The 13510-nt window shown below is 45.8% G+C and carries 12 protein-coding genes; 9 read left to right on the forward strand and 3 right to left on the reverse strand.

Features of this window, described 5'->3' with window-relative positions; genetic code table 11:
• The first annotated feature begins 2 nt into the window (after positions 1 to 2).
• The 3 genes from yqiA to parC all read left to right on the forward strand — a co-directional run bounded on the left by yqiA (position 3) and on the right by parC (position 4957).
• Positions 3 to 584, forward strand: a complete 582-nt coding sequence (yqiA, locus tag BLS03_RS00305; RefSeq protein WP_093268105.1) for an esterase YqiA — start codon at positions 3 to 5, stop codon at positions 582 to 584.
• 215 nt (positions 585 to 799) lie between these two features.
• Complete coding sequence (gene parE, locus BLS03_RS00310; RefSeq protein ID WP_093268107.1) at positions 800 to 2683, forward strand: DNA topoisomerase IV subunit B; 1884 nt, start codon at positions 800 to 802, stop codon at positions 2681 to 2683.
• Positions 2684 to 4957 carry a DNA topoisomerase IV subunit A gene (parC, locus tag BLS03_RS00315; RefSeq protein WP_093268110.1) on the forward strand — a complete coding sequence of 758 codons (2274 nt, stop codon included), beginning with the start codon at positions 2684 to 2686 and terminating at the stop codon, positions 4955 to 4957. It abuts the gene before it with no gap.
• A gap of 93 nt (positions 4958 to 5050) precedes the next feature.
• Here the strand turns inward: parC and degS are convergent, their stop codons facing one another.
• The 3 genes from degS to zapG form a co-directional block, all read right to left on the reverse strand.
• On the reverse strand, positions 5051 to 6115 hold the full coding sequence (gene degS / locus BLS03_RS00320) for an outer membrane-stress sensor serine endopeptidase DegS (protein ID WP_093268112.1): 1065 nt from the start codon (positions 6113 to 6115) through the stop codon (positions 5051 to 5053).
• Between the two features lie 135 nt (positions 6116 to 6250).
• Positions 6251 to 7618 carry a DegQ family serine endoprotease gene (locus BLS03_RS00325; protein ID WP_093268115.1) on the reverse strand — a complete coding sequence of 456 codons (1368 nt, stop codon included), beginning with the start codon at positions 7616 to 7618 and terminating at the stop codon, positions 6251 to 6253.
• A gap of 129 nt (positions 7619 to 7747) precedes the next feature.
• Positions 7748 to 8203 (reverse strand): Z-ring associated protein ZapG, encoded by a 456-nt coding sequence (gene zapG / locus BLS03_RS00330; protein ID WP_093268117.1) that lies wholly within the window; start codon positions 8201 to 8203, stop codon positions 7748 to 7750.
• Between the two features lie 152 nt (positions 8204 to 8355).
• Here zapG and zapE point away from each other — a divergent pair, with 152 nt between their 5' ends.
• From zapE to BLS03_RS00360, 6 genes are all read left to right on the forward strand, one after another.
• On the forward strand, positions 8356 to 9459 hold the full coding sequence (zapE, locus tag BLS03_RS00335; protein WP_093268120.1) for a cell division protein ZapE: 1104 nt from the start codon (positions 8356 to 8358) through the stop codon (positions 9457 to 9459).
• Between the two features lie 237 nt (positions 9460 to 9696).
• A complete protein-coding gene (gene rplM / locus BLS03_RS00340) occupies positions 9697 to 10125 on the forward strand; it encodes a 50S ribosomal protein L13 (RefSeq protein WP_093268122.1) in 429 nt (142 codons plus the stop codon).
• A 15-nt stretch (positions 10126 to 10140) separates the two neighbouring features.
• Positions 10141 to 10533 carry a 30S ribosomal protein S9 gene (rpsI, locus tag BLS03_RS00345; protein WP_093268125.1) on the forward strand — a complete coding sequence of 131 codons (393 nt, stop codon included), beginning with the start codon at positions 10141 to 10143 and terminating at the stop codon, positions 10531 to 10533.
• 336 nt (positions 10534 to 10869) lie between these two features.
• A complete protein-coding gene (gene petA, locus BLS03_RS00350) occupies positions 10870 to 11463 on the forward strand; it encodes a ubiquinol-cytochrome c reductase iron-sulfur subunit (RefSeq protein WP_093268128.1) in 594 nt (197 codons plus the stop codon).
• Positions 11463 to 12728, forward strand: coding sequence for a cytochrome b (locus tag BLS03_RS00355; RefSeq protein ID WP_093268130.1), 1266 nt, complete (start codon positions 11463 to 11465; stop codon positions 12726 to 12728). Before petA ends, BLS03_RS00355 begins: the two co-directional genes overlap by 1 nt.
• Entirely contained in the window at positions 12725 to 13462 is a 738-nt protein-coding gene (locus BLS03_RS00360) for a cytochrome c1 (protein WP_093268132.1), read from the forward strand. The genes BLS03_RS00355 and BLS03_RS00360 overlap by 4 nt, the downstream gene beginning before the upstream one ends.
• Positions 13463 to 13510 lie beyond the last annotated feature (48 nt).

Consider the following 13510-nt stretch of genomic DNA (forward strand, 5'->3'; position numbering starts at 1 on the left):
GCGTGAAGCCATCGTTACTGATTTATGTCCACGGCTTTAATAGCTCTGCCAAGTCGCACAAGGCGCAGGTAATGGCACAATATTGTGCTCAGCACCGCCCAGATATTAAAGTGATGGTACCAACGCTTGCCCCTTATCCAGCCGCCGCTGCTCAGCAATTGAAGCAATTGATTTTAGAGCACCAGCAGGATTACCGAATTGGATTAGTCGGTAGCTCCTTGGGCGGATATATGTCCATTTGGTTGAATCACCTATTTGCAGTTCCTGCGGTGGTGGTGAATCCGGCAATTCGACCTTATGATTTATTAGTTGATTATCTTGGGTCGCAAGTAAATCCATATACCAACGAACACTATGAGCTCAAAATTGAGCACATGGACGAATTGAAAGCGCTGGATGTCGCGCAAATTACTCATCCGCAAAGTCTGTGGCTACTGCAACAGCAAGACGATGAGGTACTGGATTACCGCCAAGCGGTTGAGAAATTATGTGACGCGAAACAAACCGTGGAAGCGGGAGGCGACCACAGTTTTGTCGATTTCGAACGCTATCCGCAATCCATTATTCAATTCCTCCAACTTTGAAGAGCCTTGAGGGAAAAGTCATAATTTTGTGAGTTACTCGCGTCTCTCTCTTGACATCAGCCAGTCTCTTCCAGACTATGTTTCACCTATACTTTCGCAGCGGGCAATGCTGAAAGACTCAGCACTTTTGTGTCATTTTTTAAGCGATACCTAAAAAAACTTCATAAACGACCTGCAAAGTAACCATTTTTGTTTCTACGACGATAATCCGTATTATGACTGAACAATATAATGCTGGAGCCATTGAGGTTCTTAATGGCTTAGAACCAGTACGCCGCCGTCCTGGTATGTACACGGATACCGCGCGACCTAACCACTTAGGTCAAGAAGTCATCGATAACAGCGTCGATGAAGCGCTAGCCGGTCATGCAAGTAAGGTGCAAGTAATCCTGCATGAAGACCAGTCTCTTGAAGTAATAGATGACGGTCGAGGCATGCCTGTCGATATTCACCCAGAAGAGAAAGTGTCTGGGGTGGAGCTTATTCTGTGTAAGTTGCACGCAGGGGGTAAGTTCTCCAACAAGAACTATCAATTTTCAGGCGGTCTGCACGGTGTGGGGATCTCAGTTGTAAACGCGCTGTCTAAACGCGTTGAAGTCACTGTTCGCCGTGATGGTCAGATTTACGATATTGCTTTTGAGCATGGCGACAAAGTTTCTGACCTTACCGTAACAGGCACCTGTGGTCGTCGTAATCGTGGTACCAGTGTCCATTTCTGGCCTGAGGCCAAATATTTCGACTCGGCGAATTTCTCTGTGACTCGCCTAGCCAACAATTTACGCGCCAAAGCGGTATTGTGTCCTGGCCTTGAAATTACCTTTAGCGATAGAGTCAACGGTAAAGAGCACCGCTGGTTTTATGAAGATGGTCTGAAAGACTATCTGATTGAAGGTGTGAAAGAGTTTCCGGTATTACCGGATGAGCCGTTTACTGGCGAATTCTTGGCTGAAACGGAAGCTGTGACTTGGGCAGTGATCTGGCAGCCAGAAGGCGGCGATATGATCACTGAAAGCTATGTTAACTTGATTCCGACCGCACAAGGCGGTACGCATGTGAACGGCTTACGTCAAGGCCTCTTGGATGCGATGCGTGAATTCTGTGAGTTCCGTAATCTACTTCCTCGCGGGGTGAAATTAACTGGTGATGACGTCTTTGACCGCTGTTCTTACGTTCTGTCAGTGAAAATGCAAGATCCGCAGTTTGCCGGTCAAACCAAGGAACGTCTGTCTTCGCGTCAAGCGGCGGCGTTTGTTTCCGGTGTGGTTAAAGATGCGTTCAGTTTGTGGCTCAATGAAAAACCACAACTGGCCGAGTTACTGGCGGAAGTGTGTATTTCTAACGCTCACCGCCGTATGCGTGCGGCCAAGAAAGTGGTGCGTAAGAAAATTGCATCAGGCCCAGCACTGCCGGGTAAATTGACCGACTGTTCACAACAAGATCTTAGCCGCACCGAACTTTTCTTAGTGGAAGGTGATTCGGCAGGTGGTAGTGCGAAACAGGCCCGCGATCGCGAGTTTCAAGCCATCATGCCGCTGCGTGGTAAAATTCTAAACACTTGGGAAGTTTCGGCAGACCAAGTGCTCGCATCTCAAGAAGTACATAACATTTCTATTGCTTTGGGGATTGACCCTGACAGCGACGATCTGAGCGGTTTGCGCTACGGTAAAGTGTGTATTCTTGCCGATGCGGACTCGGATGGTTTGCACATCGCGACGTTGCTGTGTGCGCTATTTACCCGTCATTTCCCAGCGCTTGTTGCGGCTGGTCACGTTCACGTGGCGATGCCGCCTTTGTATCGTATCGATTGTGGTAAAGAGGTGTTTTATGCGCTTGATGATGGCGAGAAAGAGGGCATTATCGAACGTTTGAGCAAGAAAAAAGCCAAAATCAACGTGCAGCGATTCAAAGGTCTGGGTGAGATGAATCCGCTTCAATTGCGTGAAACCACCATGGATCCGAATACCCGTCGTTTGGTGCAATTAACCATCGATGACGATGAAGCCACCAACGAAATGATGGACATGCTACTAGGTAAAAAACGCGCGGATGACCGCCGTAACTGGCTACAACAGTACGGTGATATGGCAGAGGTACAATAGATGTCAAACGAGATAGTCTACGACGGCGTTGAGCAGTTACCACTGCGCAAGTTTACGGAAGACGCTTATTTAAATTATTCCATGTACGTCATTATGGACCGTGCCTTGCCATATATTGGTGATGGCTTAAAACCGGTTCAGCGACGTATTATTTATGCGATGTCGGAGCTGGGTCTTTCGGCGGCCGCGAAATACAAAAAATCCGCACGTACCGTTGGTGACGTGCTAGGTAAATATCACCCACATGGTGATTCGGCTTGTTATGAAGCTATGGTACTAATGGCGCAGCCGTTCTCATATCGTTATCCGCTGGTAGATGGTCAAGGGAACTGGGGGGCTCCGGACGATCCGAAATCGTTCGCTGCAATGCGTTATACCGAAGCAAAATTATCTAAATTTGCTGAAGTTCTTCTCGGGGAGCTCGGTCAAGGTACGGTGGAATGGCAACCTAACTTTGATGGCACGATGAAAGAGCCACAAATGTTGCCATCACGCTTACCACACATTTTGCTTAACGGCGTGACCGGTATTGCTGTGGGTATGGCGACCGATATTCCGCCACACAACGTGCGTGAAGTGGCCGATGCTACTGTGCATTTGATTGATAATCCTAAAGCGGAACTTGGCGAAATCATGGGTTTTGTGAAAGGGCCAGATTACCCAACAGAAGCTGAGATTATTTCGCCGCAAAGTGATTTAGAGAAAATTTATCGCACTGGTCGCGGTAGCGTGAAAATGCGTGCAGTTTGGCATAAAGAAGGCAACGATGTGGTGATTACTGCATTGCCGCATCAAGTGTCAGGCGCGAAGCTACTTGAGCAGATCGCTGCACAAATGCGCGCGAAAAAGCTGCCTATGGTTGAAGACTTACGTGATGAGTCTGACCACGAAAACCCAACTCGTATCGTTATCGTTGCACGCTCTAACCGTGTTGATTGTGACTTGTTGATGAATCACTTGTTTGCATCAACTGAGCTCGAGCGTAACTACCGCGTTAACCTCAACATGATTGGTCTGGATAATCGACCTCAAGTTAAAGGTTTAGTTCAGATCCTAAGCGAGTGGATTGAGTTTCGCCGTGCAACGGTTCGTCGCCGTTTGCAATATCGTCTTGATAAAGTACTGGCGCGTTTACACATCTTGGAAGGTTTGCTGGTGGCTTACCTTAACCTGGATGAAGTGATTGAAATCATTCGTAATGAAGACGAGCCAAAAGCGGTATTAATGGCGCGCTTTGGTATTACTGACATTCAAGCTGATGCCATTTTGGATACGCGTTTGCGTAACTTGGCCAAACTTGAAGAGATGAAAATCCGCGGCGAGCAAGACGAACTGGAAAAAGAGCGTGCGAAACTTGAGCAGCTGCTTGGCTCTGAAAAACGCCTCAATACTCTGCTCAAGAAAGAGATCAAAGCGGACGCTGAGAAATTCGGCGACGATCGCCGCTCACCTTTGGTTGAGCGTGAAGAAGCCAAAGCGATGACTGAACGTGACCTGATTCCAAGTGAACCAATCACGGTTGTGTTGTCTGAAAAAGGCTGGATTCGCCACGCCAAAGGTTACGATGTTGACCCAACTAGCCTGAGTTATAAATCCGGTGACCAGTACCTTTGCCATGCGCGAGGTAAGAGCAACTTGCCTGCGGTATTCTTGGGCAGTGACGGTCGTAGTTACTCACTAGAGTCACACTCTTTACCATCGGCGCGTAGTCAAGGTGAGCCAATCACTGGCCGTTTGAACCTTAATGAAGGCAGTTCGATTCGCCACGTGGTCATGGGTGAAGAAGATCAACTGTGGTTAGTTGGTTCAGATGCGGGTTACGGTTTTGTGTGTAAAGGTAGCGATCTGTTGTCGAAAAACCGTAGCGGTAAAGCGCTAGTGACTCTGCCACAAAACTCAGAAGTGATGACGCCAAATCCGATTGCGAATATCGACCAAGACGAGATTCTGGCAATCACTAACCAAGGCCGTATGTTGCTGTTCCCGCTGAAAGATTTACCCCAATTAGGTAAAGGTAAGGGTAATAAGATCATTAACATTCCTGCCGCAAAAGCGAAAGAACGCGAAGAAGTTGTGTCGCATCTGCTTGCTTTGCCGCAAGGCAGTTCCGTGACCTTGTATGCGGGTAAACGTAAGCTTGGGCTTAAACCATCGGATCTAGATAACTTCCGTGGTGAGCGTGGCCGTCGCGGTAGTTTGCTACCAAGAGGCTTACAGCGTGTGACCAATATTGAAGTGGAATTACCGAACTCAAGTTCTGACGAGCAAGAATAGTAATACACTGATTACAGAATCGTTGTGATGCAAAAAAGCCCCTAACTTAGGGGCTTTTTTATATTTGAAATTCAGACCATTTAAATGTTGGCGTTAATTTCTAGGATCTTCACCAACCGTCACGGTGAGAGTGATCTGTTTGCCTTTACGCAGCACGAGAACATCAACCGTGGTGCCTGGGCGTAAATCGGTGACCAAATCCATCACGCTTTGGCGACCATGCACTTTTTCACCATCAATTTTTAGAATGATGTCTTTCTCTTGGAATCCTGCTTTTGCCGCCGGGCCATTAGGATCAACGCCCATAACTTCAATGCCGCCTAGATGTTCATTACCTAAAATACGTTCCGCCATGGCGCTGATATCTTGGCCATCAATACCTATATAACCGCGTATTACGCGACCATCGGCAATGATTTTTTCCATGATTTTATTCGCTAGCTTAAATGGAATCGCAAACGAAATGCCGTAAGTTTCAAGTTCGGTCGCTTGTTGGAATGAAGCGGTATTGATACCGACCAATTCTCCGCGTGTATTGACTAGGGCTCCGCCAGAGTTACCTTCGTTGATCGCCGCATCTGTTTGAATGAAAGCTTGGCGACCATCCGCGCTGATGGAAGAGCGGCCAGTTGCGGAAATAATACCAAAAGTGGTGGTTTGCCCAAGGTTGTATGGGTTACCAATCGCCAGCACCACATCGCCGACTTTAGGGTTGTAATTGGGGTTGAGTGGAATGACCGGCAGATTGGTGCCTTCAACGCGCAGCACTGCGATGTCGGTGCGGCGATCTTTACCTACAAGGTGCGCAGCCGCCGCTCGACCATCTTGTAGCGCAACGATAATTTGATCCGCTTGAGCGACAACGTGATAGTTAGTAATGATATAGCCTTTGTCGCTGACAATAACACCAGAACCCAAGCCTTGAGTTTTGAGCTCAGTGCGGTCATTTTCAGTGTATTTGCGGCTATAGATGTTAACCACAGCAGGCGACGCTCGGCGCACAGCGGTATTAAAGGATATCTGCAGCGAGTCGTAATCTTTCCCACTACTAGATACTGCCGACGGCATAATATGGGAGCGAAGGGAAGGTACAGATAACAGTAATACGGCTGCGGTGGCCAAGCCTAGTAACACAGATCGCAGAAGAAAATTAAACATACCTTCCTCAAATAATACGGATGATTTAATGAATGCTGAAGAATAGCATTAGATTCAAAAATAACAAAAGGACAGCGAAATATTACGCTGCCCTTTATTCAGAACTTTATTTTACTGAATTTAGTCCGTAGGTGATTAACGAACAACCAGATAAATGGTTCTGTCTCCACGTTGAATATTCAGTGCCAAAATGCTTGGTTTTTTCTCTAACATCTTGCGCAGTTCAGCGAGGTTTTTCACGCGTTGGCGGTTTAGACCAATAATGATGTCGCCTTTTTTAAGTTGGTAGGATTCAGCCATTGAGCCTTTTTCTACCGAGGCAACTTTGACACCTTCAATGCGATCACTTGCTGTGGTATTGGTGAGCTCAGCGCCCGCTAACCCTTCATGAAGTTTATCTGCAGTGGTCTTAACATCGGTTTGTTCACCAAGGGTGACTTCAAACTCTTTGTTATCGCCATCGCGAATCACACCAAGTTTGACTTTTTTACCTGCACCTAGGGTGGCGACTTTCGCTCGCAGTTCGCCAAAGGTATCAATGCTCTTTCCATTGACCGATACGATAATATCGCCGGCTTTTAAGCCTGCTTTATCGGCTGCGCTATCAGGCATAACTTGGCTAACAAACGCACCTTTGCTCGACTTGTAATTCATCGCTTGGGCAAGTTCGTTAGTGATTTCACTACCTTGAACGCCTAGCATGCCGCGTTTCACTTCACCAAACTCAATAATTTGTTCGGTTAAGTTTTTCATCATGTTGGATGGAATCGCAAAGCCGATGCCGATGTTACCGCCATTTGGGCCTAAGATCGCGGTGTTAATACCGACCAGTTCGCCATTTAGGTTTACCAGCGCGCCACCTGAGTTACCGCTGTTAATCGCCGCATCAGTTTGAATGAAGTTTTCGAAGTTTTCGATATTCAGGCCACTACGACCAAGCGCAGACACAATCCCTGAGGTCACGGTTTGGCCGAGACCAAATGGGTTACCGATAGCCACGGCAAAATCACCCACACGTAATTTGTCCGAATCGGCAATCTTAATTTGAGTGAGGTTTTCTGCTTTTTCGAGTTTTAGCAAGGCGATGTCTGACATTTGATCGCCACCGATAAGCTCGGCTTTGTATTCACGACCATCGTGGAGCTGGACGCGAATTTTTTCTGCACCGTTAATAACGTGGTAGTTGGTGACTACGTAGCCTTTATCGGCGTTAATCACCACACCAGAACCTAACCCTTTGAATGGGCGTTCTTGCAGTTGTTCTGTCGGGAAATCTGGGCCAAAGAAGAAACGGAATTGTTCTGGAATTTGGCGTTTTGAGACTTGCGTACCTTCAACAGCAATGCTGACGACCGCGGGAGTCACTTTTTCTAGCATTGGCGCTAAGCTCGGCACCTGCTCTCCATTAACGGTAAGCGGAAGAGCCGCTGACGCTGGAAGAGGGGCAAGAATAGAACTTAAGCTTAGGGATAGGACGGTTAAAGCAAGCAAAGGTTTTTTCATCTGATAACTCCTATACAGTTAATGCTTTGTTTCTAATATTTGCTCAGAAAATTAGAATTCAATAAGCACCGACGAAAGTTATGACTCAAAAACCTTTGCAAAGTTCACGTTAAATCTTAAGTTCGTTTTTTAGGACGCTTTAGCTGTGACAACTTCATCAGAGTGGAGGATTTGCTTTTCTTGCTCTTTGAGTAGTCCTGTAGAGCCATTGGCATAATCTTTTGGCGCTTCATCAAGCACCTCATCTAAGTACTCTGATTTTTCTTCAGAAGGCACAGTGTATTCGGCGATTTTTTTCGAGAACGGGTTATCTTGTTCCGGTTGTTCAGGAAGCAACTCACCGGAAGTTTTAACCATGTGTTGGTAAAGTTTGGTGTAGTCCTTACCAAGTGTGTCTAGTAATTCTGCTGTCTGAGCAAAATGGTCCGCCAGCTCTTGTCGTTGCTGCTCTAACTGGAATTTAGTGCTATCCAACTCTTTCTGGGTACTCTTCTGCTTTTTATAGTTTGGTGTTGTGAGACGAGAGATCACAATGCCCAAAATCGCTCCAATCACTAAACCTAAAACTGCATAAATCCAAGGCATAGTTGCTCCTTATCATTGTTATTTAACATGTTTTTTACCAATTGGTTACACATGTTGAGTTCACATGGTACTATGACAACCATAGCCAATAAAGAAAAATAGACGTGCTGTCGCTAGCATATTTTTCTTTATCTACTGTAGGTATGTAAGTCATGACGCCATTAGAAAAATACCAATCGGACTTAAAATTGCCCGGTTTTCAAAAGGATAATGCGCAACAACGTGCTGTCGAAGCATTAGAGCGTCTCTATCATCAATGTATTGAGTATACACAACAGCCTGTTGCATCTGTGAGTCGCTGGAAAAAATGGTTTACTAAACCGGAGGCCACAACGCCTCCTCCACAAGGCTTGTACTTTTGGGGCGGAGTGGGGCGCGGTAAAACCTATTTGATGGACTGCTTTTTTGATGCGCTACCGCTTGAGAAAAAAATGCGCGTCCACTTTCATCGTTTTATGTACCGAGTTCATAGCGAGTTGAAGCAATTATCAGACGTGAGTGATCCCTTAGAGTCGATTGCTGATACGTTTAAAGCGGAAGCCGATATCATTTGCTTTGATGAATTTTTTGTCTCTGACATTACCGATGCAATGATTCTGGGCACCTTGTTTCAAGCGCTGTTTAAAAGAGGGGTGATTTTAGTTGCGACCTCGAACATTCCGCCGCAAGAGCTGTATCGTAATGGTTTGCAGCGCAGCCGTTTTCTACCCGCGATCGAGTTGATAGAGAAAAACTGTCAGGTAATCAATGTCGACAGTGGCATTGATTATCGCCTGAGAACTCTTGAGCAAGCGGAAATCTATCATTATCCACTTGATGAACAAGCGAGCGAAAATTTAACTCATTACTACCAGCAACTCGCCGATGTGGGCAAACCAGAGTTTGATAGTATTGAGATTAATCATCGTCACATCCCCGTCATCAAATCCGTTGATGGTTTGTTGTATGCGACGTTTGCTCAGTTATGCCAAACGGCTCGCAGTCAAAACGATTACATCGAGATGTCGCGTTTATATCACACGGTCTTGTTGGCAGAAGTTCAGCAAATGGGCCGCTTAACCGATGATGCGGCAAGACGCTTTATTGCTTTGGTCGATGAATTTTACGAACGTCACGTGACTTTAATTATCTCAGCGCAAGTGGCACTAGAAGAGCTTTATACGGAAGGGCAGTTAAGCTTTGAATTTCAACGTTGTCAGTCGCGTTTGATAGAAATGCAGAGCCGTGAATATTTGGCCCGTGAACATTTAGGCTGAGGCTCGCTGTGGCGGTGAAAAAAAATACAAAAAAGTTTGTGATTTGGCGCAAAAAGGGGTGATTTTTTGATCCGACTTCTCTATAATCCTGCGACCCACCGTTACTGCAGACCGGTTTCTTCGGAAATTTAGGTCGAGAGTGCCATCCACTCGAAGGGGTGATGTCTGGGGCTCTTAGTCAGTGGGAGCGTTATGCTCCTTAAGTGTAAATTCAAATATTAACGGGTTATTATTAGCATGAAAACTTTCGTTGCTAAACCAGAAACTGTAAAACGCGACTGGTACGTTGTAGACGCTGAAGGTAAAACTCTTGGCCGTCTAGCAAGTGAAATTGCATCTCGCCTACGTGGCAAACATAAAGCTGAATACACTCCACACGTTGACACTGGTGATTACATCATCGTTGTAAACGCGGAGAAAGTTGCTGTAACTGGTAACAAAGCTAAAAACAAAGTTTACTACCGTCACTCAGAGTTCCCTGGTGGTCTAAAATCTATCACTTTTGAAAAGTTGATCGATCGTAAACCTGAAATGGTTCTTGAACTAGCGGTTAAAGGTATGCTTCCACGTGGTCCTCTAGGCCGTGCTATGTACCGTAAGCTTAAAGTTTACGCTGGCGCTGAGCACAACCATGCTGCTCAACAACCACAAGTACTAGACATCTAATCGAGGATTTCGAAAATGGCAGAGAATCAATACTACGGCACTGGCCGTCGCAAAAGCTCAGCTGCACGTGTTTTCATCAAACCAGGCAGCGGCAACATCGTAATCAACAAGCGTAGCCTTGATGAGTACTTCGGTCGTCCAACTTCTCGTATGGTTGTTAAACAACCTCTAGAGCTAGTTGAGATGGTTGAGAAACTAGACCTATACATCACTGTTAAAGGTGGTGGTATCTCTGGTCAAGCGGGTGCAATCCGTCACGGTATCACTCGTGCTCTAATGGAATACGATGAATCTCTACGTCCTGCTCTACGTGCAGCTGGCTACGTTACTCGTGACGCTCGTCGCGTTGAACGTAAGAAAGTTGGTCTACGTAAAGCACGTCGTCGTCCACAATTCTCTAAGCGTTAATTTTCTTTCGAGAAAATTCGCGAAGTTTGTTTCTGTTTTCAGAACAACTTTTGTGGTTCCAAAGCCTGGCTTCATGCCAGGCTTTTTTGTTTTTGTCTCCTCGATCACATCTCTCATGTCGGTTACGTATTGGGTTAATTTTTACTTTTATACCTTTTGTGACGACATAGGCGCTTTACCCTACAAATGTTATTAAAAAGTAGCTTTATCTTGTCAAAAAGTAGGGTTTTATTTATGCTCTTTAATCAAATAAATACAATTAAATCCGCAATTTTGTAGCCATGTCTTTAAGCGAAAATTGGACGTTTCGATAAAGGCAGATGGGAGAATGTTTGGATGAGCAATGCGCCTTTAAATAACGGTCGCAGACGTTTCTTGACCGCCACAACTGCGGTTGTTGGTGGCTTGGGAGCAGCCGCGGTCGCCGTACCCTTTATAAAATCTTGGAATCCAAGTGCGAGAGCCAAAGCCGCTGGTGCGCCGGTCGAAGTGGATATTGGTAAACTGGAAGAAGGTCAACTGATTCGAGTTGAATGGCGAGGTAAGCCAGTTTGGATTGTCCGCCGACCTCAAGCTATTCTCGATGGCCTCGGTTCCATCAGCGATCAACTTCGCGACCCCTCCTCACAAGAAGCCCAACAGCCTGACTATGCTCAAAACGGCTACCGCTCAATCAAACCTGAATATTTTGTTGCCGTTGGTATTTGTACCCATCTTGGTTGTTCTCCTACTTATTTACCCGACAGTTTCAGTGAGCAAGTTCAAGGTGTGAAATCCGGATTCTTCTGTCCGTGTCATGGTTCAAAATTTGATATGGCAGGTCGGGTATTTCAAGGCGTTCCCGCACCATTAAATCTCGTCATTCCTAAGCACATGTACTTGAGTGATTCGCGAATCATTATCGGTGTTGATGAAGAGGGAGAAGCATAATGCAAGCGCTACTTGATTGGGTTGAAAAACGCCTACCGGCAATGAATGCCTACAAAAAGCACCTCTCTGAATACCCAATGCCGAAAAACTTTAATTTTTGGTATCTATTTGGTTCATTGGCGATGCTGGTTTTAGTTAATCAGTTGCTTACTGGTATCTGGTTAACGATGAACTACGTTCCTTCTGGTGAAGGGGCATTCGCTTCTGTCGAATATATCATGCGTGATGTTGAGTATGGCTGGCTGCTGCGCTATATGCACTCGACTGGCGCTTCGGCGTTTTTCATTGTCGTCTATCTACATATGTTCCGCGGCCTAATCTATGGTTCTTATCAAAAGCCTCGCGAGCTGCTGTGGATATTTGGGATGCTGATTTTCCTCGTATTGATGGCAGAAGCTTTCATGGGGTATCTATTACCTTGGGGGCAAATGTCTTACTGGGGTGCTCAAGTTATCATCTCTTTGTTTGGCGCGATTCCGGTGATTGGAGATGATCTTACGCTGTGGATCCGTGGTGATTACGTAATTTCTGGCGCGACGCTAAACCGCTTCTTTGCATTACACGTTATTGCTCTGCCGATCGTATTGTTACTGTTAATTGTGCTGCATGTTTTAGCGCTGCATGAGGTAGGGTCAAATAACCCAGACGGTATTGAGACGAAATTACCCAAAGGTAGCAAAGGCGAGGGGTATCAACCTCAGTTCAAGTTCCACGACTACTACACCAAGAAATATGACATTATCGATTCGATTCCTTTCCATCCTTATGGAACGGTGAAAGATTTGGTCGGTGTCGCGGGTTTCTTATTCTTGTTCTGCTACGTGCTGTTCTTTAATCCAGAAATGGGCGGGTACTTCTTAGAGCCGCCAAACTTTGAAGCGGCTAATCCCCTAAAAACTCCTGAGCATATTGCGCCTGTTTGGTACTTCACGCCATTTTACGCCATTCTACGCGCAGTACCTGATAAGCTGATTGGTGTTATCGCCATGGGGCTTTCCATCGCGGTACTGTTCGTTCTTCCTTGGCTTGATCGCTGTAAGGTTCGTTCTTATCGTTACCGCAGTAAGTTCCATTTATTCAATATCATCCAGTTCACCATCTGCTTTATTGCACTTGGAATATTGGGTGCGTTACCTGCGACACCAACTTACACCTTGTTGGCGCGGATTTTCAGTTTGGGTTATTTCATGTTCTTCGTTTTATTGTTCTTCTACAGTAAAAACGAAAAAACTAAGCCATTGCCGGAGAGGGTGACATTCAAATGAAGAAATGGATTGTAATCTTATTTGCTCTGTTACCATCACTGGTGATGGCGGCAGGTGCGAAGGTACATTTGGACCAAGCCAATAATGATTTGTCCGATAAAGCCTCACTGCAAAATGGCGCCAAACTGTTTATGAATTACTGTTTTGGTTGCCATTCAACCCAATATCAACGTTATGAACGTGTTGCCAACGATCTTGGAATTCCCCTAGATCTGATGAAAGAGAATTTGATCTTTGATCCTAAAGCTAAGGTTGGCAGCTTGATGGAAAATGCGATTCCTGATAAGTCTGCCGCTAAGTGGTTTGGTGCTCCGCCACCTGATTTGACCTTGGTGGCTCGTGTGCGCGGTGTCGATTGGTTGTATACCTATTTACGTTCTTTTTATGCCGATCCTTCGCGTCCATTTGGGGTGAATAACATTATTTTCCCAAGCGTAGGTATGCCGCACGTATTAGAAGAACTGCAAGGCATTCCTCACCCAGTGTACGAAACAAAAATTGTCGATGGTGAAGAGCACAAAGTGGTTGTTCGCACCGAGACCAATGGCCGCGGGGAACTTAACCGTGAAGAGTACGATAATGCGGTTCGCGATCTGGTTAACTTCCTAGAGTATTCTGGTGATCCAGTGAAGTTAGAGCGTCATGCTCTAGGATGGTGGGTAATGGCCTTCCTAGTGATTTTCACTGTAGTGGTGGTGTTTCTTAAGAAAGAATATTGGCGTGATGTGCACTAATTGTGCTATTATACCGTGCTAATTTCCTAAATCTATTTAGACAATGGA

This window comes from Vibrio xiamenensis, from assembly GCF_900100015.1.
Classification (GTDB): Bacteria; Pseudomonadota; Gammaproteobacteria; order Enterobacterales; family Vibrionaceae; genus Vibrio; species Vibrio xiamenensis.